Raw genomic sequence first — 24,356 nt, forward strand, 5'->3', positions numbered from 1 at the left:
CGGTGACGGGGATGTGCGCCAGCAGCCGGTGCAGGCGCCAGAATCCCGCGCGGGCGCCGTAATCATAGATGGATTCCATGTTCCAGTGCCGCTGTCCGGGCCAGGGCTGGGCGCCGATGATCTCGGACAAAAACGCCTCGGAGGCGGCATCGCCATGCTCGATGCTGTTCTCGCCGCCCTCTTCGTAATTCACCACGATCTGGACGGCGATGCGGGCGCCGCCCGGCCATTGGGGGTCGGGTGGCGTCGGGCCATATCCTCGCAGATCGCGGCTGTAGCGCATGGGGGCCTCCGGTCGGGTTGCGTGCGGTCCACCAAAGCCAAACTTGCGCGCCACGGCAAGCGGCGCGATCGGCAATTCTGTATCAAGGAACGGGCAAAGATCGGATGGGCTTTCAATCAGCTGTTGAAAGACTTGCGCAATGCCGCCGATTGCCCGGAATCGGTGTCGGGGTCAGGCTTGGCCCGCAAGCGGCCCGCCATCACGGCCAGACGTGCCGCAAACAGGGGGAACCATGGACCGATATTTTCAGCTGAGCCAGCAGGGCACCAGCGTCAGGACCGAAGTGATCGCGGGGATCACCACCTTTCTGACGATGGCCTATATCATTTTCGTCAATCCCGACATTCTGGCCACCACCGGCATGGACCGCAATGCGGTGTTTGTGGCGACCTGCCTTGCGGCGGCGATCGGATCGCTGATCATGGGGTTCTGGGCCAACTGGCCCATCGGCATGGCGCCGGGCATGGGGCTGAACGCCTTCTTCGCATTCACGGTCGTGGGCGTCATGGGGTTCACCTGGCAGCAGGCGCTTGGCGCGGTGTTCATCAGCGGCATGATCTTTCTGCTGCTGACGGTGACCGGGCTGCGGCGCTGGCTGATCGCGGGGATCCCCACCTCGATGCGCAGCGCGATTGCGGCGGGGATCGGGCTGTTTCTGGCGATCATCGCGCTGCAATCCTCGGGGATCGTGGTGGCCAGCCCGGCGACGCTGATCACCATGGGCGATCTGACCGCGACCGGCACGCTGCTGACGATTGCGGGGTTCTTTCTGATCGTGGCGCTGGATGCGCTGCGGGTGACGGGCGCGATCCTGATCGGCATTCTGGCGATCACGCTGGCGGCGATTGCGCTGGGGGTCAGCGAATTCGGCGGGGTGATGTCGATGCCGCCCTCGATCGCGCCGACCTTCCTGCAGCTGGACCTGATGGGGGCGCTGACCTTCGGCATCTTTCAGGTGGTGCTGGTGATGGTGCTGGTCGAGGTGTTCGACGCGACCGGCACGCTGATCGGCGTGGCCAAGCGCGCGGGGCTGCTGCGCGAGGGGCCGACCCATCAGAACAAGAACCTGGGCCGGGCGCTGATGGCCGATTCGACCGCGATCACGGCGGGCTCGCTGCTGGGGACCTCATCGACGACGGCCTATGTCGAAAGCGCCTCGGGCGTGCAGGCGGGCGGGCGCACCGGGCTGACGGCGGTGGTCGTGGGGCTGCTGTTTCTGGCGGCGATGTTCTTTGCGCCGCTGGCCGGATCGGTGCCCGCCTATGCGACAGCACCCGCGCTGCTTTATGTCGCGACGCTGATGGTGCGCGAACTGGCCGAGGTGATCTGGGACGATGTGACCGAGGCCGCGCCCGCGGTGCTGACGGCCATCGCCATGCCCTTCACCTATTCCATCGCCAATGGTCTGGCCTTTGGCTTCATCAGCTATGCGGTGATCAAGCTGCTGACCGGGCGCGTGCGCGAGGTCCATGCCGCGACCTGGATCATTGCCGCGCTGTTCGTGGCCAAATACGCGATGTTCGGCGCGCATTAGCGCCGGGTGTCACGCCCCACACAAGACCGGGCTGGGCCGTCAGCGCGACGGCCCGCCCATCACCTCGGACAGTTGCGCCGCCGCTGCCGCGACCGTGGCGCCAAGTGTCTTGATATGTTCGTGCCCGATGCGATGGGCCGGACCATTGACCGAGATGCCCGCCACCGCATCGCCCGACAGATCAAAGACCGGCGCCGCGACACAGCGCATGCCGCGGGTCTTTTCCTCATCGTCAAAGGCCCAGCCGCGGGCGCGGATGCGGGCCAGATCCTCGGTCAGGGCGTCCGGATCGGTCAGCGTGCGTTCGGTCGCGCGCAGCAGCCCCCCATCGGCGCCTGCCAGCAGCGCCTCCAGCACCTGCGGGCGGCCAAAGGCCAGCAGCGCCTTGCCGATCCCCGAGGCATGCAGCGGCGCGCGGCTGCCCGGCGGAATGAAGGCGCGGATGGTTTCCTGCGTTTCGACCTGCGCGACATACAGCACCGCATCGCCGTTCAGGATGCCCAGATTGGCGGTCTCGCCGGTATGTTCCATCAGCGCGTGCAGGACCGGGCGGGCGCGCTCGACCAGCCCCGAGCGGCGCATGAAGGCCGAACCGAGGCGAAAGCTGGCCGGGCCGATATTCCAGCATTGCGTGGCCGGATCGCTTTCGACCATCCCGCGCGAGGCCAGCGTGTGCAGGATGCGATGCGTGGTCGAGGGCGGCTGGCCCGCGCGTTCGGCCACCTCGCTCAGCGTCAGATTGGGCTGGGCGGCCAGCAGATCCAGCATGTCCAGCGCGCGTTCCAGCGCCTGCACGGTGGCGGGGGCATCGGGGGTGGTCTTGCGCGGGCGGCCCCGGCGGCGCGTCGGATCGGCCATTTTCATCTCTCCGTTAAGATTGCCTTGCCGTTTGCAGCAAAATCGCGCCCCGGCCCGGCCAAAGCCTTGACGGCGCTGACCTTTGCGTCCGCATGACAGGTTTCGGAAAATTATTCCACAAAAATGTGACGTTGCGCCGCACCCAAAGCGCGCGGATGCTGCGGTCACGACGGGGGCCGCCCCTGCCGGAGGACATGCGCCCATTCTCGCATGGGGGCAGGGCGGGTCAAGTCACAGCAGTGACGCGCGGGCGGGCTTTTGCCCGTTTTCGTGCCGGTTTGCGCCGCATCGGTGCCGCATCCGGGGCGCGGGCGCGAACAGGCGGCGCAAAAGCGGTTCCGGTTTGCCGGGCGCGCGCGCGATAATCGGGCAGACGCCAGCACAAGGCATGCCCGCACAGGGAGAGGGACAGAACATGACACATCCGACCATCGGCACGCCCGCACAGCTGCGCGATCCCGACTATATGCCGCCTGTGTGGCAGGCGGTGCCTCTGGGCATCCAGCATGTGCTGGCGATGTTCGTGGCCAATGTCACGCCCGCGATCATCGTGGCCGGGGCGGCGGGCTTTGGCTTTGGCTCGAACAGCCCCGATTTCCCCGAGATGCTGTATCTGATCCAGATGTCGATGCTGTTTGCCGGGCTGGCCACGCTGCTGCAGACGGTGACGATCGGGCCGGTGGGGGCCAAGCTGCCGATCGTGCAGGGCACGTCATTCGCGTTCATCCCGATCATGATCCCGCTGGTGGCGGGCAAGGGCGTTGACGGGCTGGCGGCGCTGTTCACCGGCGTGCTGATCGGCGGGCTGTTTCACGGCGCGCTGGGGCTGGTGATCGGGCGCATCCGCTTTGCGCTGCCGCCGCTGGTGACGGGGCTGGTGGTCACGATGATCGGTCTGGCGCTGGTCAAGGTGGGCATCGAATATGCGGCGGGGGGTGTCGCGCTCAAGGCGCAGGGCACGGCGGCCTATGGCGACTGGGCCAGCTGGTCTGCCGCGCTGGTGGTGATCTTCGTCACGCTGGCGCTGAAGTTCTTTGCCCGCGGCATGCTGTCGATCTCGGCGGTGCTGATCGGGATCTGCACCGGCTATGCCTATTGCCTGATCACCGGCAAGCTGCCGGTCGAGGCGATCGTGGGAAGCTGGCAGAACGCCGCCGCCTTTGCCCTGCCGATGCCGTTCAAATACGGGTTCGAGATTTCGTTTGCGGCGATCATCGGGTTCTGCCTGATGGCCTTTGTTTCGGCGGTGGAAACCGTGGGCGACGTGTCGGGCATCACCAAGGGCGGCGCCGGTCGCGAGGCCACCGACCGCGAGATCGAGGGCGCGACCTATGCCGACGGCTTCGGCACGGCGGCGGCGGGGATCTTTGGCGGGCTGCCCAACACGTCCTTCAGCCAGAACGTCGGCCTGATCGCGATGACCGGCGTGATGAGCCGCCATGTCGTGACCATCGGCGCGGTGTTCCTGATCGTCTGCGGGCTGGTGCCCAAGATCGGCGGGCTGATCCGCACCATCCCGATCGAAGTGCTGGGCGGCGGAGTCATCGTCATGTTCGGTATGGTGGTCGCGGCGGGGATTTCCATGCTGTCGGATGTGGTCTGGAACCGGCGCAACATGGTGATCTTTGCGGTGGCCCTGTCGGTCGGTCTGGGCCTGCAGCTGGAGGCGATGGGCACCGCGCCCGGCGGCGTCGATGCGCTGCAGCATCTGCCCGAGACCCTGCGCATCCTGGGCGCCTCGGGCATCCTGCCCGCCGCCCTGATCGCCATCGTGCTCAATCTGGTCCTGCCCGAGGAACTGGCCGCCGAGGCCACCGAAGAGGTCTCGGGCGGTCTGCAGGGCCATGGCACGGGGCTGAAGGCCCGCGATCCGCGGCCCTGAGCGGATTATCTTGCGGCCTTGGGTGATTTTACACCAAATCTTAAGACTGCCTTGCCCATGCTGTGTCTCGAAGGAGGCGCAGCATGGGGTATCAAGACGCAGAACCGATCTGCGGAGGAAAATATGCCGGGTTATCTGACGACACATGTGCTGGACACCGCGCGGGGCCGCCCCGCCGCGGGGATGGAGGTGGTGCTGTACCGGCTGGAGGGCGGGCAGCGATCCGAACTGGCGCGGCTGCTGACCAATGCCGATGGCCGCACCGACCGCCAGATCCTGCCCGAGGGGGAATTCTCCACCGGGATCTATGAGCTGGAGTTTCACGCGGGCGCATGGATGGACGCCACCGGCGTGGATCCGGAAAGCCCGCGCTTTCTGGACGTGATCCCGATCCGCTTTGGCATGTCGCAGCACGATCACTATCACGTGCCGCTGCTGGTCTCGCCCTTTGGCTATTCGACCTATCGGGGAAGCTGAGATGATCCCGGACACCATTATCCTGTGGGAATGGCTGGCCTTTGCGGTCCGCTGGGTCCATGTCATCACCGCCATCGCCTGGATCGGCTCGTCGTTTTATTTCATCGCGCTGGATCTGGGCCTGCAAAAGGCGCCGCATCTGCCCAAGGGCGCGCATGGCGAGGAATGGCAGGTCCATGGCGGCGGCTTTTACCACATCCAGAAATATCTGGTCGCGCCGGGCCAGATGCCCGAACATCTGACCTGGTTCAAATGGGAAAGCTATGCGACCTGGCTGTCGGGCGTGGCACTGCTGATGGTCACCTACTGGGCCGGCGCCAACCTGTTCCTGATCGAGCCTGCCAAGGCCGATCTGGCAATCTGGCAGGCCATCGCCATCTCGGGCGGGTCGCTGGCCGTGGGCTGGCTGATCTATGACGCCTTGTGCAAATCGCCGCTTGGCAACCGCCCGACGGCGCTGATGGGGTTGCTGTTCTTGGCGCTGGTGGTCATGGGCTGGGCCTATGATCAGGTCTTCACCGGCCGCGCCGCGCTGCTGCATCTGGGCGCCTTCACCGCCACGATCATGACCGCCAATGTGTTTCTGGTCATCATGCCAAATCAGCGCATCGTGGTGGCCGACCTCAAGGCGGGCCGCGCCCCCGATCCGAAATACGGCAAGATCGCCAAGCTGCGCTCGACCCATAACAACTACCTGACGCTGCCGGTGATCTTTCTGATGCTGTCCAACCACTATCCGCTGGCTTTCGCCAGCGCATACAACTGGCTGATCGCGGCGCTGATCTTTCTGATGGGGGTGACGATCCGGCATTTCTTCAACACCATGCACGCCCGCCGCGGCTATCAGTGGTGGACATGGGCGGTCACGGTGATGCTGTTCATCGGGGTCATGTGGCTCTCGGCTCTGGGCGTCAATCATGACAGCTATGACGACTCCATGGCCCGCCCCCTGACCCCGGTCGAGGCGCGGTTTGCCGAAGCCGCGGGCTTTGACGAGGTGGCGGGCACGGTGATCGGGCGCTGCTCGATGTGCCACGCCCGCGAGCCGGTCTGGGAGGGGATCCACATCGCCCCCAAGGGCGTGCTGCTGGAAACCCCCGCCGACATCGCCCGCGCCGCGCGCGAGATCTATGTGCAGGCCGGGCTGACCGACGCCATGCCCCCCGCCAATATCACCGGTATGGAGATGGACGAGCGGCATCAGATCCTGCGCTGGTTCCGCGAGGTCGGCGCCTTCGGGCTGGCGGGGTTGTGATTTTCGCTTAACACAGGCGCCCCCGCGCGCTAACAGCGATACCATGTTGGCCATGTTGCGACTTTGCCTGCTGCTGGGGGTGATCCTTGGCGTGGTGCTGCCGAAATCCTCGGCGGCGCTGGCGCAGCTTGGGCTGGTCGATGACCGCGTGGTGGTGATCTGCACCGCCGATGGCCTGGTCGAGATTTCGCTGGCCGGGACCGGCGACAGCCCCGCCCCAAAGCCACATCACGATTCGCACTGCCTGCTGGTTTACGCGCTGGACGGGGTGGTCGCGGCGCCGCAGCCCGCATGGCTGCGACTGGCGGGCGATCACCCCGTCATTGCAACGCAGGATCTGTGGCGCAGCCACGACCGGCCGAACCACGGTTTCGCCCGCGCCCCGCCGCGCGCCTGACAGACGCCGCCGATTCGTTTGTCCCTGAAACCGGCACGGCACCCGCAATGCGGGCCCGTGCAAAGGAAACCCCCCGATGATCCGACCCTTTGCCGCCGCTGCGGCCCCCACTGCCATGCGAGGCCGCCATGGCCGTCACTGAAACCCTTGCACCCGACTGCGCCGATCCCGGCCGCGCCGCCCGCCTCTACCGTGCCGCATGGCGCTGGCATTTCTATGCCGGGTTGTTCGTGGTGCCCTTCTTTCTGATCCTCGCCGTCACCGGCATGATGATGCTGTGGATCGCCCATCTGGACGGTCGCGACGGCGAGCGTATCGCCGTCACCCCGCAGGGCCAGCCTGCCAGCCTGACGCTTCAGGCCGCCGTCGCCATGACCGCCGTGCCGGGCGGCCTGCCGGTGCAATATACCGCCCCGCGCGCCCCCGATCTGGCCGCGATCTTCCGCATCGACGGGCCGCAGGGCGCGCAGTCCGTGGTGGTCGATCCCTATGAGGCGCAGGTCATCACCAGCTTTGCGCGCCGCAGCGGCTGGTACGACTGGGCCGACACTGTTCATGGCAGCCTGCTGCTGGGCGTGGCGGGCGACCGCATGATCGAGATTGCCGCCTCGCTGGGGATCATGCTGCTGGCCAGCGGTCTGTATCTGTGGTGGCCGCGCGGGACGGGCCTGCGCCGCGCCCTGATCCCCGATCCGGGCGCGCGGGGCCGGTCGCTGTGGAAATCACTGCATGCCACGACCGGGGTGTGGATCTCGGTCTTTCTGCTGTTCTTCCTGATCTCGGGCCTCAGCTGGGCGGGCGTCTGGGGGGCGAAGATGGTGCAGGCATGGTCCACCTTTCCGGCGCAGAAATGGGATGCGGTGCCGCTGTCCGATGTCACCCATGGCGGCATGAACCATGGCCCGCGCGAGGTGCCCTGGGCGCTGGAACAGACCCCCATGCCTGCCTCGGGCAGCGCGGCGGGCGCGGCGGGCGTGCCGCAGGGCACGCGGGTCACCATCGACACGGTCGACGCGCTGGCCCGGCGGATCGGGTTTCAGGGCCGCTATCAGATGAACCTGCCGCGCGGCGACACCGGCGTCTGGACGCTGAGCCGCGACAGCATGAGCACCGACAGCCCTGACCCGACCAGTGACCGCACGGTGCATGTCGACCAGTATAGCGGTCGCATCCTCGCCGATGTCGGCTATGCGGAGTATTCGCTGGCGGGCAAGGCGATGGCTGTGGGGATTGCGCTGCATATGGGCACGCTGGGTCTGTGGAGCGTGCTGGCCAACACGCTGTTCTGCCTGTCGGTGATCTTTCTCTGCATCTCGGGGATGGTGATGTGGTGGCGGCGGCGTCCTGCGGGGCAGTCGCGGCTGGCCGCGCCGCCGATGCCGCGCGACATGCCGCTGTGGAAAGGCGCCATCGTGGTGGGGCTGGTGATCGGCCTGGCCTTTCCGCTGGCCGGGCTGACATTCGCCGCGGTGCTGGCGCTGGACTGGCTGGTGCTGTCCCGCATCCCGGCGCTGAAACACGCCTTCAGCTGAGGCGCCATCGGGGGCGACAGCCCCCGGCCGGACGGCCCCCCTTCGACGGGGGGGCCGCACGGCGGCTGCCGCCCCCGGCAAGGTCTGCCCGCCTCCGCTGCTGGCCCCGCTGCTGGCCCCGGCCCGGCACTGCCCCCGGTTCAGAACCGCGCACGCAACTCGCGGGTGGCGTATTCGGCAAACATCCGCACCTTCGGGTCCTGCAGCCGCCGATGCGGCGTCAGGCAGCCGAACTGCGCGGCGGTCGGCGGGCATTCCGGCAGCACCACCTCCAGCCGCCCGGCCTCCAGATGCCCGGCCACCTCATAGAGCGGGCGGTTGGCGATGCCATGCCCCTCCAGCGCCCAGCCCAGCAGCACATCGCCGTCATCGGTGTCGAACCGCCCCGACACGGTCATCTTGCGCGGCCCCTCGGGCGTGGTCAGTGTCCAGTAATATTCCGGGCTGCGGGGATAGCGCAGCAGCAGGCAGTTGTGACCGGCCAGATCCTCGGGCTGGGCGGGCCGCCCCCGCGCCGCCAGATAGCCGGGTGCGGCCACCAGAACCCGCGGGCAATCCGCGATCTGGCGCCATTTCAGCGCCGAATCCGCAGGCTCGCCCAGAAAGAAGGCCAGGTCGATCGCATCCTCGACGATATTGATATTGCGGTCCGACAGGCGCAGCCGGATGTCCACGCCGGGATTGTCGGCGCAAAAGGGCGGGATCAGCGGCGCGATCAGCCGCCGCCCCAGCCCCAGCGGCGCCGTCAGCCGGATCACCCCCTGCGGCTTGCCCGAGAAACTGCCGACCAGCGCCTCGGCCTCGTCCAGCGTCTCGATCACCCGGCGGGCATTGTCATAAAAGGCGCGCCCGATCTCGGTCGTGGTCAGCTTGCGGGTGGTGCGGTTCAGCAACCTGACGCCAAAGCGATTTTCAAGATCCTTGATGCGATTGGAGGCAACTGCCGGGGAAAGCCGCAGATCCCTGCCGCCAGCGGTGATCGAGCCCAGCTCGACGACGCGCACGAACACGCGCAGGCTTTCCAGATAGGACATGATTGTGGTCCGCTTTCAATGAATCATGTAAAGTCTTCTATGTCAGGACCGATTTCGCAACCGCTAATTCCGGCATAGCATCGACATACGGCCAGGAAGGATGCCCATGACCCAGCTTCGGTTTCTGCTCAATGACCAACAGATCGCCCTGTCGCAGGTGGGGGCCTCGGACACGCTGCTGGACCATCTGCGTCTGGCCCGCCGCCTGACCGGCACCAAGGAGGGCTGCGCCGAGGGCGATTGCGGCGCCTGCACCGTGCTGCTGGGCCGGCTGACCGCACAGGGCCTGATCTATGAGCCGGTGAACGCCTGCATCAGGCTGCTGGCCTCGTGCCATGCCACCCATATCGTCACGATCGAACATCTGCGCGGGTCCGAGGGCGGTTTGCATCCGGTTCAGCGCGCCATGGTCGATCACCACGGCAGCCAGTGCGGGTTCTGCACGCCGGGCATCGTCATGGCGCTTTACGGGCTGTGGATGAGTAATCCGCAGGCCGATGCCGAGGCGATCGAGACCGCGCTGCAGGGAAATATCTGCCGCTGCACCGGCTATGAGCCGATCATCAAGGCTGCGCTGGCCGCAGGCGCTGCGGGCGGGCAGGCGCAGGACGCGCTGACCCGCGAACGTGCGGCAGTGACCGAGGCTCTGACCGCGATGACGGGCGGGCGGATTGATCTGGCGCGCGGCTCTGACCGGGCGATCATCCCGTCCGACACCGACGATCTGGCCCAGATCCTGCTGACCGAGCCCAAGGCCACGCTGGTCGCGGGCGCCACCGATGTCGGCCTCTGGGTGACCAAATTCATGCGCGACATCAGCCCCGCCGTGTTTATCGGCCATCTGATGAAGGACATCACCGTCGAGGGCGACACGCTGCACCTTGGCGCGGGCGTCACCTATTCCGAGGCCGCGCCCCTGATCGCCCGCCACATCCCCGCCGCGTATGACTACTGGCTGCGCATCGGCGGCTGGCAGGTGCGCAATATGGGCACGATCGGCGCCAATATCGCCAATGGCTCGCCCATCGGCGACACGCCGCCCTTGCTGATCGCGCTTGGCGCCCGGATCGTGCTGCGCCGTGGCGATCAGCGCCGCACCCTGCCGCTGGAGGAGTTCTTCATCGCCTATGGCAAGCAGGACCGCGCGCCCGGCGAGTTCGTCGAGACGGTCATCATCCCGACGCAGCCTCAGGCGCGCATCGCCGCCTACAAGATCAGCAAGCGGCGCGACAGCGACATCACCTCGGTCGCCGCAGGCTTCTGTCTTGAGGTTCAGGACGGCATCATCACCCGCGCCCGCGTGGCGTTCGGCGGCATGGCCGCGACCCCGAAACGCGCCGCCCGTGCCGAGGCGGCGCTGCAGGGCCAGCCCTTTGCGCAACCCACATTCGAGGCCGCCGCCCGCGCCGTGGCCGATGATTTCCAGCCGCTGTCCGACATGCGCGCCAGCGCCGGCTATCGTGCGGCGGTGGCGCAGAACCTGTTCCGCCGCTTCTGGCTGGAACAGTCTGACCCCGGCCTGCCCGTGCGGCTGCGCCATGCTGTGGAGGCGTGAGACATGAAAGACGAGACCACCATCCGGGGCACCGCCCATCAGGACCAGATCCATGACAGCGCCATCAAGCATGTCACCGGCCGCGCCGACTATACCGACGACCTGACCGAGCCCACGGGCACGGCCCATGCCTGCCTTGGCCTGTCCCAATGCGCCCATGGCCGCATCACCGACATGGATTTCACCGAGACGCTGGCCCATCCCGGTGTGCTGGGCGTGCTGACGGCGGCGGATCTTCCCGGCGTCAACGATGTCTCGCCGGGGGGCAAAAACGACGACCCGATCTTTGCCGAGGGTCTGGTGCAGTTCTGGGGCCAGCCCATCTTTGCCGTCGTGGCCGAGACCCGCGATCAGGCCCGCCGCGCCGCGCATAAGGCGCGCATCAGCTATGATCCGCTGCCCCATGCGCTGGACCCGATCGCCGCGCGCGATGCCGGCATGGGCTATGTGACCGAGCCGCTGACCCTGCGGCGCGGCGATGCGCAAGCCGCCATGGCCCGCGCGCCCCGCCGGACCGAGGGGCGCTTTACCATCGGGGGGCAGGACCACTTTTACCTTGAGGGCCAGATCGCCATGGCCGTGCCGGGCGAGGATGACGACATGGTCCTGCATGTCTCGACCCAGCATCCGTCCGAGGTGCAGCATATGGTCGCCCATGTGCTTGGCGCGCCCAGCCATTCGGTGGTGGTCAATGTGCGGCGCATGGGCGGGGGGTTCGGCGGCAAGGAGACGCAGATGAACCTGTTCGCCTGCGTGGCGGCGGTGGCCGCCCGGCGCTGGAACCGCGCCGTCAAGATCCGCCCCGACCGCGACGACGACATGACCGCCACCGGCAAGCGCCATGATTTCGTGGTCGATTATCAGGTGGGCTATGACGATCAGGGCCGCATTCAGGCGGTCATGGGCGACTGGTATGCCCGCTGCGGCTTTTCCTCGGACCTGTCAGGCCCGGTGACCGACCGCGCGCTGTTTCACGCCGACAACGCCTATTTCTACCCCGATGTCCGCGTCAGCAGCCATCCGATGAAGACCAACACCGTCAGCAACACCGCATTCCGCGGCTTTGGCGGCCCGCAAGGCGTGATCGTGGCCGAGCGCATGATCGAGGAAATCGCCTATGCCCTCGGCCTCGATCCGCTGGAGGTGCGCAAGCGCAACCTCTATGAAAACGGCCAGCTGACCCCCTATCATCAACAGGTCACCGACCAGATCCTGCCCCGCATCTTTGCCGAACTTGAGGCCAGCAGCGATTACCACGCGCGGCGCCGGGCGGTGCTGGACTGGAACGCGCGCAGTGGTGTGATCCGCAAGGGCATCGCGCTGGTCCCGGTCAAGTTCGGCATCAGCTTTACCGCCACCCATTTCAATCAGGCGGGGTCGCTGATCCATATCTATGCCGACGGCTCGATCCAGCTGAACCATGGCGGCACCGAGATGGGGCAGGGGCTGAACACCAAGGTGGCGCAAGTGGTGGCCGAGGCGTTCCAATGCGACATCGCCCGCATCAAGATCACCCGGACCACGACCGAAAAAGTGCCCAACACCTCGGCCACGGCGGCCTCGTCGGGGACCGATCTGAACGGTATGGCGGCGCTGGACGCGGCGGAACAGATCAAGGCCCGGCTGGTCGGTTTCGTGGCCGAACGCTGGCAGGTCGCGCCCGGTGCCGTGGAATTCACCCCCGGCCATCTCCGCGCGGGGGATCATGTCATCCCCTTCGATCAGGTGATCAAGGCCGCCTATATGGCCCGCATCCACCTGTCTGCGGCGGGGTTCTACAAGACGCCCGGGATCCACTGGGACCGCGCGACGGGGCAGGGGCGGCCCTTCTATTACTACGCCTATGGCGCGGCGGTGGCCGAGGTCTCGGTCGACACGCTGACCGGCGAATATGTGATCGACCGCGCCGATGTGCTGCATGATGTGGGCCGCTCGCTGAACCCGGCGCTGGATCGCGGTCAGGTCGAGGGCGCCTTTGTACAGGGCGCGGGCTGGCTGACCACCGAGGAGTTGTGGTGGGACGTGCAGGGCCGCCTGCGCACCCATGCCCCCTCGACCTACAAGGTGCCGCTGGCCTCGGACCGCCCGCGCATCTTCAACGTGGCGCTGGCCGACTGGTCCGAGGCATCCGAGCGCACCATCAAACGCTCCAAGGCCGTGGGTGAGCCGCCCTTCATGCTGGGCATCAGCGTGTTCGAGGCGATCAATATGGCCGTGGCCTCGGTGGCCGATTACCGCGAGCCCGCCCGGCTCGACGCCCCCGCCACGCCCGAACGGGTGCTGATGGCGGTGCAGCGGCTGCGGCCATGATCCGCGTCCGGGTCCTCTCGGCGCGCGGCTCGACCCCGCGCGAGGCGGGGGCGGAGATGCTGGTGGGCGCCAGCACCACGCAGGGCACGATCGGCGGCGGCCAGCTGGAATACATGGCCATCGACCGCGCCCGCCAGATGCTGGCGCGGGATGAGGCCATCGCGCAGATGGACATCCCCCTCGGCCCCGAAATCGGCCAGTGCTGCGGCGGCCGCGTGATCCTGTCGCTGGACCGCCACGCCGCCACGCCCACCGATCACCCCGACGCGCTGATCTTTGGCGCGGGCCATGTCGGCCGCGCCCTCGCGCGCGCGCTGGCCCCCTTGCCGGTCAACGCCATCCTGATCGACAGCCGCCCGGACGAACTGGCGCAGGCCACCGGTCCGACCCGCCTGACCGCATTGCCCGAGGCCGAAATCCGCCGCGCCCGCCCCGGCACCTCGGTCATCATTGTCACCCATGACCACGCGCTGGATTTCCTGCTGGCCGCCGAGGCCCTGACCCGCACCGACCTGCCCTATACCGGCATGATCGGCAGCGCCACGAAACGCGCGCAATTCACCCGCTTTGCCCGCGCCCGCAACCTTGACCCCGCAGCCCTGATCTGCCCGATCGGGGCGGGCTACAGCCGCGACAAGCGCCCCGAACTCATCGCCGCCTTCACCGCCGCCGAGCTGATGGCACATCTGACACATTCTTCTTCACAGAAATATCCATGCAACATCTGATCCGGGGCCGCGTCCTCGACTTTCACGCCGACCCCAACGCCACCGACGACAACCACAGCTATTGGCGGGACGGGGCGATCCTCGTCACCGACGGCATCATCACCGCACGGGGCGATCATGCCGATCTGACGCGTCAGGGGCTGATCCCCGCAGGCATTCCCGAAACCGACCACCGCCCGCATCTGATCATGGCCGGTTTCATCGACACCCATATCCATTTTCCGCAGGTGCAGGTCGTGGCCAGCTGGGGCGCGCAGCTGCTGGACTGGCTGAACGACTACACCTTCCCCGAAGAGGCGCGCTATGCCCGGCAGGGCCATGCCCCCGCCATGGCCGATGCCTTCCTGAACCTGCTGACCGCGCATGGCACCACGACGGCGGTGGCCTTCTGCTCGGTCCACAAGCAATCGGCCGAAGCGCTGTTCTCTGCCGCCCATGCCCGCAATATGGCGATGGTCGCGGGCAAGGTGATGATGGACCGCAATGCCCCGCCCGAGGTGCTGGACACGCCGCAGCAGGGCTATGACGACAGCCGCGCGCTGATTGCCGACTGGCACGGCAAGGGCCGCCAGCTTTATGCGATCACGCCGCGCTTTGCCATCACCTCGACGCCCGAACAGCTGGAGATGACCGGGCAACTGGTGCGCGAACATCCCGACTGCCACATCCAGACCCACCTGTCCGAGAATCGCGACGAGATCGCATTCACCCTGAGCCTTTACCCCAAGGCACGGGATTATCTGGATATCTACGACACCTATGGCCTGCTCGGTGACCGCACCCTGATGGGCCATGCGATCCATCTGGAACCGCGCGAGATCGCCCGCATGGCCGAAACCGGCACCCGCGCCGTCTTCTGCCCGACCTCGAACCTGTTTCTGGGCTCGGGCCTGTTCGATGAGGGCGGGCTGCGGGCGGCGGGCATCACCTGCGGCATCGCCACCGACATCGGCGGCGGCACCAGCTATTCGATGCTGGCGACGCTGGCCGAGGGCTACAAGATCCTGCAGCTGCGCGGCCAGAAGCTGCACCCGCTGACGGCGTTCCACTGGGCCACGCGCGGCAATGCCATTGCCCTGGGCATGGACCACGACATCGGCACGCTGGCACCCGGCAGTGCCGCCGATCTGGTCGTTCTGGACGCCCGGGCCACCCCGGCCATGGCCCTTCGGATGAAGCGCGCGGAAACGCTGGCGCAGGAACTGTTCATCCTCCAGATTATGGGCGACGACCGTGCCATCTCGCAGACCTATGTTGCCGGCAAGACGATGAAGGATCAGACCGCAGCGCACTGATCTGCCGCGCAGATCTGCATCGGGCCGGGCCCGCACTCTGCCATGGGTTGACGGCGGCGCGGTTCGTCTTTTGACTGTGCAGAAGCCGCGCCTGAACATCGGCGGTCAGCAACACGACAACCGGCGCACTGCGCCAAGAGGTTACTCGGTATGGGTCAGATTACTCCGGTTTTGATGGCGGGCGGCTCGGGCACGCGGCTCTGGCCCGTCTCGCGCAAGAGCTTTCCCAAGCAATTTGCGCAGCTGATCGGCGATGAGACCCTGTTTCAGGCCTCGGCCCGCAGGCTGTCGGGGCCGGGCTTTGGCGCGCCGATGGTGATGACCAATTCCGATTTCCGGTTCATCGTGGCCGAACAGCTTGAACAGGCAGGTGTTGCGCCCGGCGCCATCGTGATCGAGCCTGCGGCCCGCAATACCGCGCCCGCCATTCTGGCCGCCGCGCTGATGGCCGAGGATCCCTCGGCCCTGCTGCTGGTTGCCCCTTCGGATCATGTGATCCCCGATGTGGCGGCCTTTGCCCGCGCCGTGGAAGAGGGCGCCAGCGCGGCCCGTGCGGGCCGGATCGTGACCTTCGGCATCACCCCTGACCGGCCCGAGACCGGCTATGGCTATCTTGAACTGGCCAGCGACGGCGAGGGCCCTCAGCCGCTGGCCCGCTTTGTCGAAAAGCCGGATGCGGCGCAGGCCGCGCAGATGCTGGCGGCGGGGAATTTCCTTTGGAATGCCGGGATATTCCTGTTCCGCGCCGACGCCATGATCGCGGCCTTTCGCGCCCATGCGCCAGCCTATCTGGACCCGGTTCAGGCCGCGATTGAAAGCGCAAAGCACGATCTGGGCTTTCTGCGACTGGCCCGCGGCCCGTGGGAAGGGCTGGCCGACGATTCGATCGACTATGCCGTCATGGAAAAGGCCGACAATCTCAGCGTGGTGCGGTTTTCCGACCGCTGGTCCGATCTGGGCGGCTGGGATGCTGTCTGGCGCGAGGGGTTGGATCGGACGCCGGACGCCACAGGGGTGGTCGCCGATGCCAATTCGACCGCGATCGACTGCCAGGGGGTGCTGCTGCGTTCGGACAGCGATGATGTGCAGGTCGTGGGCATCGGGCTGAAAGACATCATGGTGGTGGCGACCTCCGATGCGGTGCTGGTGGCCGACAAGAGCCGGGCGCAGGAGGTGCGCAAGGCTGTCTCGGCGCTGAAGGCGCGCGGGTGCAAGCAGGCCGAAGCGTTCCCGCGCGACCACCGCCCCTGGGGCTGGTTCGAGACGCTGGCGCTGGACGGCCGTTTTCAGGTCAAGCGCATCGTGGTGAAACCCGGCGCGGCGCTGTCGCTGCAAAGCCATGTTCACCGCTCGGAGCACTGGATTGTGGTTTCTGGCACGGCGCGGGTGACGGTCGATGAGGCCGTGACGCTGGTGACCGAGAATCAGTCGATCTATGTGCCGCTTGGCGCGATCCACCGGATGGAGAACCCCGGCAAGGTGCCGATGGTGCTGATCGAGGTGCAGACCGGCAGCTATCTGGGCGAGGATGACATCATCCGGTACGAGGATGTCTATGCGCGCAGCAGCAGCGACTGAGGGCTGACTGTCGCTCCGCCGCCGGTTCCTGACGGAAGCAGCGGCGGAGCAGTTCCCGTCAGAGGGCGGGTTGCGGGCCGGTGGCGGTGCCCTCTGGATATTTTTTCCAAGGCAAAGTGGCTGCGGTCAGGCTGCCGCCCCGGCCGCGCGGCGGGCGGGGTCGTAGTTGAGGACCGGGGCCAGCCAGCGTTCGGTCTGTTCCAATGACCAGCCCTTGCGGGCGGCGTAGTCGCGGGCCTGATCCTCTTCGATCCTGGCCACGCCGAAGTAATAGCTGTCGGGATGGCCGATATAGAAGCCCGAGACCGAACTGCCCGGCCACATCGCCATGCTTTCGGTCAGGGTCACCCCGGTCGCGGATTCGGCGTCCAGCAGGCTGAACAGCGTCAGTTTCTCGGTGTGATCGGGCTGTGCGGGATAGCCGGGGGCGGGGCGGATGCCGTGATAGGGCTCGGCGATCAGTTCGGCCGGGGCAAAGGCCTCGTCTTTGGCATAGGCCCAGAATTCGCGGCGGACGCGTTCGTGCAGCATTTCGGCCATGGCCTCGGCAAAGCGGTCGGCCAGCGCCTTGACCATGATCGCGCCGTAATCGTCATTGCTGCGTTCATAGCGCGCCGAGATCTCGGCCTCTTCGGGGCCTGCGGTGACGACGAAGCCGCCGACATGGTCGGGGATGCCCATGGGTGCCACGAAATCCGACAGCGCCACATTGGGGCGGCCATTGCGCTTGGTCACCTGCTGGCGCAGCGTGTGCAGAGTGGCCAGTGCGGAGGTGCGGTCGGGGCCGGTGAACAGGCGGATGTCGTCGCCCGCGGCATTGGCGGGCCAGAAGCCGATGACCGCGCGGGGCCTGAACCACTGGCCCTCGATGATGCGGGCCAGCATCTCCTGCGCCTCAGCGAAGAGCTGGCGGGCGGCCTCGCCCTGTTTCTCGTCCTCCAGGATGCGGGGATAGACGCCTTTCAGCTCCCATGTCTGGAAAAACGGCGTCCAGTCGATATAGCGGGCGATCTCGGCCAGATCCCAGTCGTCGATGACCTTCGGGCCGGTGAAACCGGGGGCGGTGGGCGCGTAAGCCGACCAGTCGATTTTCAGCGCATTGGCCCGTGCGGCGGACAGGGCCAGACGGCTTTTCGCGGCCTCGGAGCGTTCGTGACGTTCGGCCACCTCGGTATATTCGGCGCGGATCCCTGCAATGTAATCGGGCGCCTGCGTGGGCGACAGCAGCGCCGAGGCGACCCCCACCGCGCGGCTGGCATCGGTGACATAGACCGCCTGACCGCGCGTATAGCGGGGCGCGATCTTGACCGCCGTGTGGATTTTCGAGGTGGTGGCGCCGCCGATCAGCAGCGGGATGGTCATCCCCTCACGCTCCATCTCGGCGGCCATATGGACCATCTCGTCCAGTGACGGCGTGATCAGGCCGGACAGGCCGATGATGTCGACATTCTCGTCGCGCGCGACCTGCAGGATCTTTTGCGGCGGCACCATCACGCCCAGGTCGATCACCTCGAAATTGTTGCAGGCCAGCACGACGCCGACAATGTTCTTGCCGATGTCATGGACGTCGCCCTTGACGGTCGCCATCAGGATCCTGCCCGCCGTTTCGCGCTCGGTGCTGCCCGAGAGGCGCTTTTCCTCTTCCATATAGGGCAGCAGGACGGCCACGGCCTGTTTCATCACGCGGGCCGATTTCACCACCTGCGGCAGGAACATCTTGCCCGCGCCGAACAGATCGCCCACCACGTTCATCCCCGCCATCAGCGGGCCCTCGATCACATGCAGCGGCCGGGCGGCGGTCAGGCGGGCCTCTTCGGTGTCGGCCTCGATATATTCGGTGATGCCGTTGACCAGCGCATGTTCCAGCCGCTTTTCGATCGGCCATTCGCGCCAGGACAGGTCCTTTTCGCGTTTCGCACCGGCGCCGTCGCCCCGGAACCGCTCGGCGATTTCCAGCAGGCGTTCGGTGCCATCGTCGCGGCGGTTGAGGACGACATCCTCGCAGGCCTCGCGCAGCGCCGGGTCGATCTGGTCATAGACGGCCAACTGACCGGCATTGACGATGCCCATATCCATGCCCGCCTGAATGGCGTGATACAGGAACACCGCATGCATCGCCTCGCGCACGGGCTCATTGCCGCGAAAGCTGAAGGACAGGTTCGACACGCCGCCCGAGACATGGGCATGGGGCAGGTTGGCCCTGATCCAGCGCGTCGCCTCGATGAAATCGACGCCATAGTTGTTGTGCTCTTCGATCCCGGTCGCCACGGCGAAGATATTGGGGTCAAAGATGATGTCTTCGGGCGGAAAGCCCACCTCATCGACAAGGATGCGGTAGGCGCGTTCGCAGATCTGGATCTTGCGCGCCGCCGTATCGGCCTGACCGTCCTCGTCAAAGGCCATGACCACGACCGCCGCACCGTAAGCCAGACAGAGGCGTGCCTGATGGCGGAACTGGTCTTCGCCCTCTTTCATGCTGATCGAGTTCACCACCGGCTTGCCCTGCACGCATTGCAGGCCTGCCTCGATCACCTCCCATTTGGAACTGTCGATCATGATCGGCACGCGGGCAATGTCGGGTTCCGCCGCCAGCAGGTTCAGATATTCGACCATGGCGGCTTTGCTGTCGATCAGCCCCTCATCCATGTTGATGTCGATGATCTGGGCGCCGTTCTCGACCTGATCGCGCGCGACCTCCAGCGCCGCCGCATAGTCGCGGTTCTTGACCAGTTTGCGGAAGCGGGCCGAGCCGGTGACATTGGTCCTCTCACCGATATTCACAAAGGGAATGTCGGGGGTCAGCACGAAAGGCTCCAGCCCCGACAGGCGCAGGTAACGATCAGGCATAGGCGGGCACCTTTCTGGGGGCGAAACCGGACACGGCCTCGGCAATGGCGCGGATATGGTCGGGCGTGGTGCCGCAGCAGCCGCCGACGACATTGACCAGACCCTCGCGGGCGAAATCGGCGACCTGAGGCGCGGTATCCTCGGGGCCTTCGTCATACTGGCCAAAGGCATTGGGCAGCCCGGCATTGGGATAGGCGCAGATCAGCGTGTCGGCCACGCCCGACAGTTCCGCCAGATGCGGGCGCATGGCCGAGGCGCCAAGCGCGCAGTTCAGCCCGATGCTCCAGGGCCGGGCATGGCGCACCGAGTGCCAGAAGGCGGTCGGCGTCTGCCCCGACAGGGTGCGCCCCGAGGCATCGGTGATCGTGCCCGAAATCATCATCGGCAGCGCCTGACCATGCGCCTCCATCGCCTGAAGGCAGGCGAAGATCGCGGCCTTGGCGTTCAGCGTGTCAAAGATCGTCTCGATCAGCAGGATGTCGGCGCCGCCTTCGATCAGCCCGTTGGCCTGTTGCAGATAGGCCACGCGCAGATCCTCGAAGGTCACGGCGCGATAGCCGGGGTCGTTCACGTCCGGGCTCATGGAGGCCGTGCGGTTCGTCGGGCCAATCGCACCGGCGACAAAGCGGGGGCGGCCATCCTGCGCGGTGGCGCGGTCCAGCGCCCGGCGCACCACGCGGGCGCCCTCGACATTCAGGTCGTGAACGGCCTCCTGCAGCCCGTAATCGGCCTGCGCGATGGTGGTGGCGGAGAAGGTGTTGGTCTCGACAATATCGGCGCCCGCGATGGCATAGCGATAGTGGATCTCTTCGACGGCTTGCGGCTGGGTCAGGATCAGCAGGTCATTGTTGCCGGTCTGCGGATGGTCGGTGTGATGGCGGCAGGCGCAGCCCGACCCGTGGCCGGTATAGTCATCCTCGCCCAGCCCCAACTGCTGGATCTGCGTGCCCATCGCCCCGTCAAGGATCAGGATACGCCGGGCTGCGGCATGGTTCAGCGCCGCAAATGCGGGCGAGGGGGACAGTCTGCCGGTCATGGTCGGGCCTTTCATCGCGAGCGCGTTCTATAGCCCGGCACAGCCCAGCCAGCAAATTCATAATTTTCGACAAAATAATGAATTTTACGCATGTCGCGCGGATCAGGGCAGCGCCACGCCCCGCTCATCCTTCAGCGTTTTCAACACGATCTCGGACCGCACCTGCGCGACCTGAGGATGCGGCAGCAGCTGCCGGTGCACGAAATCGGCAAAGCCGTCCAGATCGCGCGCCCTGATGTCGAGGATGTAATCGGCATCGCCCGAGACCGAAAACGCCTGCCGGATCATCGGCTGGGCCGCGACAAAGCGGGCGAAATCCTCTTCGCGGCCCTGCCCGTGGCCACGCAGATTGACCCTGATGATCGCCCGGAACCCATAGCCCAGCCGGGCCGCCGACAGCCGCGCCGAATAGCCCTCGATCACGCCCGCCTCTTCCAGCGCCGCCCGCCTGCGCGAGATCTGCGAGGGTGACAGCCCGACCAGATCCGCCAGCGCCGCATTGGTCAGCGCGGCATCGCGCTGCAAAGCGGCCAGCAATGCGGTATCGAACCGGTCCATGCGTATCCCTCGCGTCGATTGCCGTGAACATGCACAATCAATGCAGATGTCGCCCGGAATCACCCCCGTTTGCAAGCCCGTTGCGGCCCGGATCCGGCAGAATGACCAACAGCGAACAGGAGGAGAAAGCCATGGGTCCGTTCCCGCATGATGCCCCGAAGGCCACGATCAGCGCCACGAACCCCGCCGGCACCGACGGGTTCGAATTCGTCGAATTCGCCCATCCCGACCCTTCGGTGCTGGACCGCATCTTCCGCCAGATGGGGTTTGTCCCGGTCGCGCGCCACAAGACGAAAGACATCACGCTGTATCGTCAGGGCGACGTCACCTATCTGCTGAACGCCGAACCGGACAGTCAGGCCGCGCAATTCGTGGCCGAACACGGCCCTTGCGCGCCCGCGATGGCCTGGCGCGTGGTCGATGCGCAGGTCGCCCTGACGCGTGCGCTGGATCTGGGCGCCACCGAATATACCGGCCCCGGCAAGTCGATCGGGGCGCCTGCGGTGCGCGGCATCGGCGGCTCGCTGCTGTATTTCATCGACCGCTATGGCGATGCGGGCAGCGCCTATGACGCCGATTATGAATGGCTGGGCGAGGCCGATCCGCGCCCCGAGGGGTTCGGGTTCTTCTATCTCGACCACCTGACCCATAACGTGATCCGCGGCAATATGGACACCTGGTACAGGTTCTACCACGACACGTTCAACTTCCGCGAAATCCGGTATTTCGACATCAGGGGCAAGCAGACGGGTCTGGTCAGCCGTGCGCTGACCTCGCCCTGCGGCAAGATCCGCATCCCGATCAACGAAAGCACCGACGACCACAGCCAGATCGAGGAATATCTGCGCGACTACAAGGGCGAGGGCATCCAGCACATCGCCATCGCCACCAATGACATCTATGCGGGCACCGACAGGATCGCCGGGGCCGGGATGGAGTTCATGCCCGGACCGCCCGACACCTATTACGAGATGTCGCATCGCCGCGTCAAAGGCCATGAAGAGCCCATTGCGCGGATGCAACAGCGCGGCATCCTGATCGACGGCGAAGGCGTGGTCGGCGGTGGTGAAACCCGCATCCTGCTGCAGATCTTCTCGAAAACCGTGATCGGCCCGATCTTTTTCGAATTCATCCAGCGCAAGGGCGATGACGGCTTTGGCGAGGGCAATTTCCGCGCGCTGTTCGAATCCATCGAAGAGGATCAGATCCGCCGCGGCGTGCTCAGCGCGGAACCCGGCGCATAACGCCCATGGCCTGGACCGACTATCGCAGCGCGCCGCCGCCGGGAACGGTGATCTGTCCCGCCGCGCAGATCATCGCGGTCCACAGCATCAGCCTGACCACGGATCGCGGCAGCTTTCCCCTGATCGTGCTGCGTGACGGGGCGCTGATCCGCGCCTATGTCAACGCCTGCCCGCACCAGTATCTGCCGCTGGATTATCGCGGCAGCACCCTGCTGTCGGCGGATGGCACGAAGCTGCTGTGCACCGCCCATGGCGCCAGCTTTGACAAGACCACGGGCGAGGTGGTTCAGGGCGCCGATTGCGGGCTTGATCCGGTGCCGGTCGGCATCCGGGGCTGCGATCTGATCATCGCCGACGGGCTGTCTGGTCCGCCGGTCTGAGCCTGTGACCTCTGAGCCTGCGACCTCTGAGCCTGCGACCTCTGAGCCTGTGACCCTCGGGCGCTTTGGGCTGATCCGGCCGTGGGCTGCTCAGACCGCCAGACCAAGCTCGGCCAGCCGGGCGACCGTCCGGGGCAGGCGGGGCAGGTCGGCGTTCACCTCAAGGATCAGGCGCGCGGGGGATGGCAGGGCGGCCAGCGCATCAAAGACCGGGCGCCAGGGGATGCGGCCATCGCCCGGATGCCAGTGGCGGTCGGCATAGCCATCGGCATCCTGAAGATGGACATGGGCCAGCCGTCCCGCCGCCGCCGCAATGTAATCGACCACCGGCGGCGCGCCATAGCGGCCATGGGCCAGTTCGGCATGCCCGGTATCCAGCGACACGGCCAGCATCGGATGGTCGATCGCGGCGACCAGATCGACCCTGATGCCGGGATCGGCATCGTCGATGTTTTCCAGCACGATCTGGCAGCCGCTCTCTGCCGCCCGCGCCAGCACCGGCGACAGGCAATCGGCGGCAGCCGCGAAGATCGCGGGGCGGATGGCCGGGTAGTTGTCGCGGTTCAGGTGCTGCCAGTAGGTGAACGGGCTGTGGACGACCATCTGCGTGGCCTCCAGCGCCCCGGCGATGCGCAGCCCCTCCAGCAGGCGGTCCTGCACCACCTGACGGATGCGGCGGTCGGGATTGCCGATGTCCAGCCCCATGAAGGGGCCGTGGATGCCGCGCGGGCCGGTCTGATCCCCCAGAACGCCCTGCCAGCGCGCGACCAGGTCGTCACATTCCCCGCCGAGGGCATCCAGCGCGCAGAAATCCTGGATCTCGATGGCACGGCCCGGGGCGCAGATCCAGTCGCGAAGGGGGGCGAAATCGTCAAAGGTCAGGGCGACGCCCAGCAGCGGAGGGGACATATGCGGCTCTTTCCGGTTGCGCGATCTGCGGCAGTGATCCCGCACAAAGCGCGGTGAGGCAAGCGTTTTCAGTCGTCGCTGATCGCGCCGAGCCGGTCCAGCGCAGCCTCGAAGGCCCCCGCATCCGCGCCCAGTTCGGCGCGCAGTTCGGCCTGAAATGCCTGCGCGATCCGGCCAAGGCGGTCCATCAGGGCCTGACCGTCCGGCGTCAGGCACAGCGCGATCAGGCGCCGGTCAGTGTCATGGCCGGATTTTCCGACCAGACCGGCCTTCTGCAGGCGCGAGGCGGCGCGGCTGACCACGGATTTGTCCAGCGCCACGCGGGCATGGATGTCGCGCACGCTGACCGCGCCCGATTGCGACAGATGTGCCAGCACGCGCCATTCGGGGATGCTCAGCCCCGCCTCGGCGCCGTAGCGGGCGGCAAACCGGCGGCTGACCTGTGCCGCGGCAACCGAGAGGCGATAGGGCAGGAAGGCGTCGAGGTGAAAGCTCATCTGGGTCTCCGGTTTGCGGACAGCACAGCAGAGAGCCGTTGCGGATGCAACAAGGCATGAGCGGATGCGCGCGGCTGGGCGGGCGGGATTTTGGATATTTGAGTGAAGAAGAAAGGCAAGGCGCGTCAGGCCGTGACCAGAATGGCCATGGTGACGGCGTAGCAAAG

At 66.5% G+C, this 24,356-nt stretch carries 20 protein-coding genes and 1 pseudogene; 13 read left to right on the forward strand and 8 right to left on the reverse strand.

Annotated features, from left to right (window positions below; all coding sequences use genetic code 11):
* A pseudogene (locus ACK41U_RS12025) lies at positions 1-283 on the reverse strand (polysaccharide deacetylase); the annotation flags it as partial.
* 232 nt (positions 284-515) lie between these two features.
* On the opposite strand from ACK41U_RS12025, the gene ACK41U_RS12030 reads away from it, so the two are divergent.
* The gene (locus ACK41U_RS12030; protein ID WP_409680339.1) at positions 516-1,817 is read left to right on the forward strand and encodes an NCS2 family permease; all 1,302 of its coding nucleotides are present in this window, start codon (positions 516-518) and stop codon (positions 1,815-1,817) included.
* Positions 1,818-1,856: 39 nt separating this feature from the next.
* Here the strand turns inward: ACK41U_RS12030 and bhcR are convergent, their stop codons facing one another.
* Entirely contained in the window at positions 1,857-2,675 is an 819-nt protein-coding gene (gene bhcR / locus ACK41U_RS12035; protein ID WP_409680342.1) for an HTH-type transcriptional regulator BhcR, read from the reverse strand.
* Positions 2,676-3,090: 415 nt separating this feature from the next.
* Here bhcR and ACK41U_RS12040 point away from each other — a divergent pair, with 415 nt between their 5' ends.
* From ACK41U_RS12040 to ACK41U_RS12060, 5 genes are all read left to right on the forward strand, one after another.
* Positions 3,091-4,557 (forward strand): uracil-xanthine permease family protein, encoded by a 1,467-nt coding sequence (locus ACK41U_RS12040; RefSeq protein WP_409680345.1) that lies wholly within the window; start codon positions 3,091-3,093, stop codon positions 4,555-4,557.
* Positions 4,558-4,680: 123 nt separating this feature from the next.
* On the forward strand, positions 4,681-5,034 hold the full coding sequence (gene uraH, locus ACK41U_RS12045; RefSeq protein WP_409680348.1) for a hydroxyisourate hydrolase: 354 nt from the start codon (positions 4,681-4,683) through the stop codon (positions 5,032-5,034).
* Between the two features lie 4 nt (positions 5,035-5,038).
* Positions 5,039-6,289 carry a urate hydroxylase PuuD gene (locus ACK41U_RS12050; RefSeq protein WP_409680455.1) on the forward strand — a complete coding sequence of 417 codons (1,251 nt, stop codon included), beginning with the start codon at positions 5,039-5,041 and terminating at the stop codon, positions 6,287-6,289.
* A 52-nt stretch (positions 6,290-6,341) separates the two neighbouring features.
* On the forward strand, positions 6,342-6,686 hold the full coding sequence (locus ACK41U_RS12055) for a DUF2946 family protein (RefSeq protein ID WP_409680351.1): 345 nt from the start codon (positions 6,342-6,344) through the stop codon (positions 6,684-6,686).
* Positions 6,687-6,814: 128 nt separating this feature from the next.
* Entirely contained in the window at positions 6,815-8,218 is a 1,404-nt protein-coding gene (locus ACK41U_RS12060; RefSeq protein ID WP_409680354.1) for a PepSY-associated TM helix domain-containing protein, read from the forward strand.
* Positions 8,219-8,358: 140 nt separating this feature from the next.
* Here the strand turns inward: ACK41U_RS12060 and ACK41U_RS12065 are convergent, their stop codons facing one another.
* Positions 8,359-9,252 (reverse strand): LysR family transcriptional regulator, encoded by an 894-nt coding sequence (locus tag ACK41U_RS12065; RefSeq protein WP_409680357.1) that lies wholly within the window; start codon positions 9,250-9,252, stop codon positions 8,359-8,361.
* A gap of 106 nt (positions 9,253-9,358) precedes the next feature.
* On the opposite strand from ACK41U_RS12065, the gene xdhA reads away from it, so the two are divergent.
* From xdhA to ACK41U_RS12090, 5 genes are all read left to right on the forward strand, one after another.
* The gene (gene xdhA, locus ACK41U_RS12070; RefSeq protein ID WP_409680360.1) at positions 9,359-10,807 is read left to right on the forward strand and encodes a xanthine dehydrogenase small subunit; all 1,449 of its coding nucleotides are present in this window, start codon (positions 9,359-9,361) and stop codon (positions 10,805-10,807) included.
* 3 nt (positions 10,808-10,810) lie between these two features.
* Positions 10,811-13,117, forward strand: coding sequence for a xanthine dehydrogenase molybdopterin binding subunit (gene xdhB / locus ACK41U_RS12075; RefSeq protein ID WP_409680363.1), 2,307 nt, complete (start codon positions 10,811-10,813; stop codon positions 13,115-13,117).
* Positions 13,114-13,845 (forward strand): xanthine dehydrogenase accessory protein XdhC, encoded by a 732-nt coding sequence (gene xdhC / locus ACK41U_RS12080; RefSeq protein WP_409680366.1) that lies wholly within the window; start codon positions 13,114-13,116, stop codon positions 13,843-13,845. The genes xdhB and xdhC overlap by 4 nt, the downstream gene beginning before the upstream one ends.
* Positions 13,833-15,140 (forward strand): guanine deaminase, encoded by a 1,308-nt coding sequence (guaD, locus tag ACK41U_RS12085; RefSeq protein WP_409680369.1) that lies wholly within the window; start codon positions 13,833-13,835, stop codon positions 15,138-15,140. Before xdhC ends, guaD begins: the two co-directional genes overlap by 13 nt.
* Positions 15,141-15,290: 150 nt before the next feature.
* Positions 15,291-16,718 (forward strand): mannose-1-phosphate guanylyltransferase/mannose-6-phosphate isomerase, encoded by a 1,428-nt coding sequence (locus tag ACK41U_RS12090; protein WP_409680372.1) that lies wholly within the window; start codon positions 15,291-15,293, stop codon positions 16,716-16,718.
* A gap of 126 nt (positions 16,719-16,844) precedes the next feature.
* Here ACK41U_RS12090 and metH read toward each other — a convergent pair whose 3' ends face one another.
* The 3 genes from metH to ACK41U_RS12105 form a co-directional block, all read right to left on the reverse strand.
* On the reverse strand, positions 16,845-19,565 hold the full coding sequence (gene metH / locus ACK41U_RS12095) for a methionine synthase (protein WP_409680375.1): 2,721 nt from the start codon (positions 19,563-19,565) through the stop codon (positions 16,845-16,847).
* Entirely contained in the window at positions 19,558-20,601 is a 1,044-nt protein-coding gene (locus tag ACK41U_RS12100; RefSeq protein ID WP_409680378.1) for a homocysteine S-methyltransferase family protein, read from the reverse strand. The genes metH and ACK41U_RS12100 overlap by 8 nt, the downstream gene beginning before the upstream one ends.
* 102 nt (positions 20,602-20,703) lie before the next feature.
* Complete coding sequence (locus ACK41U_RS12105; protein WP_409680381.1) at positions 20,704-21,159, reverse strand: Lrp/AsnC family transcriptional regulator; 456 nt, start codon at positions 21,157-21,159, stop codon at positions 20,704-20,706.
* A gap of 131 nt (positions 21,160-21,290) precedes the next feature.
* Here ACK41U_RS12105 and hppD point away from each other — a divergent pair, with 131 nt between their 5' ends.
* Both hppD and ACK41U_RS12115 read left to right on the forward strand, forming a co-directional pair.
* The gene (gene hppD / locus ACK41U_RS12110; protein WP_409680458.1) at positions 21,291-22,403 is read left to right on the forward strand and encodes a 4-hydroxyphenylpyruvate dioxygenase; all 1,113 of its coding nucleotides are present in this window, start codon (positions 21,291-21,293) and stop codon (positions 22,401-22,403) included.
* A gap of 5 nt (positions 22,404-22,408) precedes the next feature.
* On the forward strand, positions 22,409-22,783 hold the full coding sequence (locus ACK41U_RS12115; protein ID WP_409680384.1) for a Rieske (2Fe-2S) protein: 375 nt from the start codon (positions 22,409-22,411) through the stop codon (positions 22,781-22,783).
* A gap of 90 nt (positions 22,784-22,873) precedes the next feature.
* Here ACK41U_RS12115 and ACK41U_RS12120 read toward each other — a convergent pair whose 3' ends face one another.
* Both ACK41U_RS12120 and ACK41U_RS12125 read right to left on the reverse strand, forming a co-directional pair.
* The gene (locus ACK41U_RS12120; protein ID WP_409680387.1) at positions 22,874-23,692 is read right to left on the reverse strand and encodes a sugar phosphate isomerase/epimerase family protein; all 819 of its coding nucleotides are present in this window, start codon (positions 23,690-23,692) and stop codon (positions 22,874-22,876) included.
* Between the two features lie 68 nt (positions 23,693-23,760).
* On the reverse strand, positions 23,761-24,189 hold the full coding sequence (locus ACK41U_RS12125) for a MarR family winged helix-turn-helix transcriptional regulator (protein ID WP_409680390.1): 429 nt from the start codon (positions 24,187-24,189) through the stop codon (positions 23,761-23,763).
* Positions 24,190-24,356 lie beyond the last annotated feature (167 nt).

It is taken from the genome of Paracoccus sp. (in: a-proteobacteria), assembly GCF_046289755.1.
GTDB lineage: Bacteria > Pseudomonadota > Alphaproteobacteria > Rhodobacterales > Rhodobacteraceae > Paracoccus.

Bases quoted from the DNA above. Each gene is read 5' to 3' on its own strand.
- ACK41U_RS12030 (WP_409680339.1), top strand. From the start codon at position 516: ATGGACCGATATTTTCAGCTGAGCCAGCAGGGCACCAGCGTCAGGACC.
- bhcR (WP_409680342.1), bottom strand. From the start codon at position 2,675: ATGGCCGATCCGACGCGCCGCCGGGGCCGCCCGCGCAAGACCACCCCC.
- ACK41U_RS12040 (WP_409680345.1), top strand. From the start codon at position 3,091: ATGACACATCCGACCATCGGCACGCCCGCACAGCTGCGCGATCCCGAC.
- uraH (WP_409680348.1), top strand. From the start codon at position 4,681: ATGCCGGGTTATCTGACGACACATGTGCTGGACACCGCGCGGGGCCGC.
- ACK41U_RS12055 (WP_409680351.1), top strand. From the start codon at position 6,342: ATGTTGCGACTTTGCCTGCTGCTGGGGGTGATCCTTGGCGTGGTGCTG.
- ACK41U_RS12060 (WP_409680354.1), top strand. From the start codon at position 6,815: ATGGCCGTCACTGAAACCCTTGCACCCGACTGCGCCGATCCCGGCCGC.
- ACK41U_RS12065 (WP_409680357.1), bottom strand. From the start codon at position 9,252: ATGTCCTATCTGGAAAGCCTGCGCGTGTTCGTGCGCGTCGTCGAGCTG.
- xdhA (WP_409680360.1), top strand. From the start codon at position 9,359: ATGACCCAGCTTCGGTTTCTGCTCAATGACCAACAGATCGCCCTGTCG.
- xdhB (WP_409680363.1), top strand. From the start codon at position 10,811: ATGAAAGACGAGACCACCATCCGGGGCACCGCCCATCAGGACCAGATC.
- xdhC (WP_409680366.1), top strand. From the start codon at position 13,114: ATGATCCGCGTCCGGGTCCTCTCGGCGCGCGGCTCGACCCCGCGCGAG.
- guaD (WP_409680369.1), top strand. From the start codon at position 13,833: ATGCAACATCTGATCCGGGGCCGCGTCCTCGACTTTCACGCCGACCCC.
- ACK41U_RS12090 (WP_409680372.1), top strand. From the start codon at position 15,291: ATGGGTCAGATTACTCCGGTTTTGATGGCGGGCGGCTCGGGCACGCGG.
- metH (WP_409680375.1), bottom strand. From the start codon at position 19,565: ATGCCTGATCGTTACCTGCGCCTGTCGGGGCTGGAGCCTTTCGTGCTG.
- ACK41U_RS12100 (WP_409680378.1), bottom strand. From the start codon at position 20,601: ATGACCGGCAGACTGTCCCCCTCGCCCGCATTTGCGGCGCTGAACCAT.
- ACK41U_RS12105 (WP_409680381.1), bottom strand. From the start codon at position 21,159: ATGGACCGGTTCGATACCGCATTGCTGGCCGCTTTGCAGCGCGATGCC.
- hppD (WP_409680458.1), top strand. From the start codon at position 21,291: ATGGGTCCGTTCCCGCATGATGCCCCGAAGGCCACGATCAGCGCCACG.
- ACK41U_RS12115 (WP_409680384.1), top strand. From the start codon at position 22,409: ATGGCCTGGACCGACTATCGCAGCGCGCCGCCGCCGGGAACGGTGATC.
- ACK41U_RS12120 (WP_409680387.1), bottom strand. From the start codon at position 23,692: ATGTCCCCTCCGCTGCTGGGCGTCGCCCTGACCTTTGACGATTTCGCC.
- ACK41U_RS12125 (WP_409680390.1), bottom strand. From the start codon at position 24,189: ATGAGCTTTCACCTCGACGCCTTCCTGCCCTATCGCCTCTCGGTTGCC.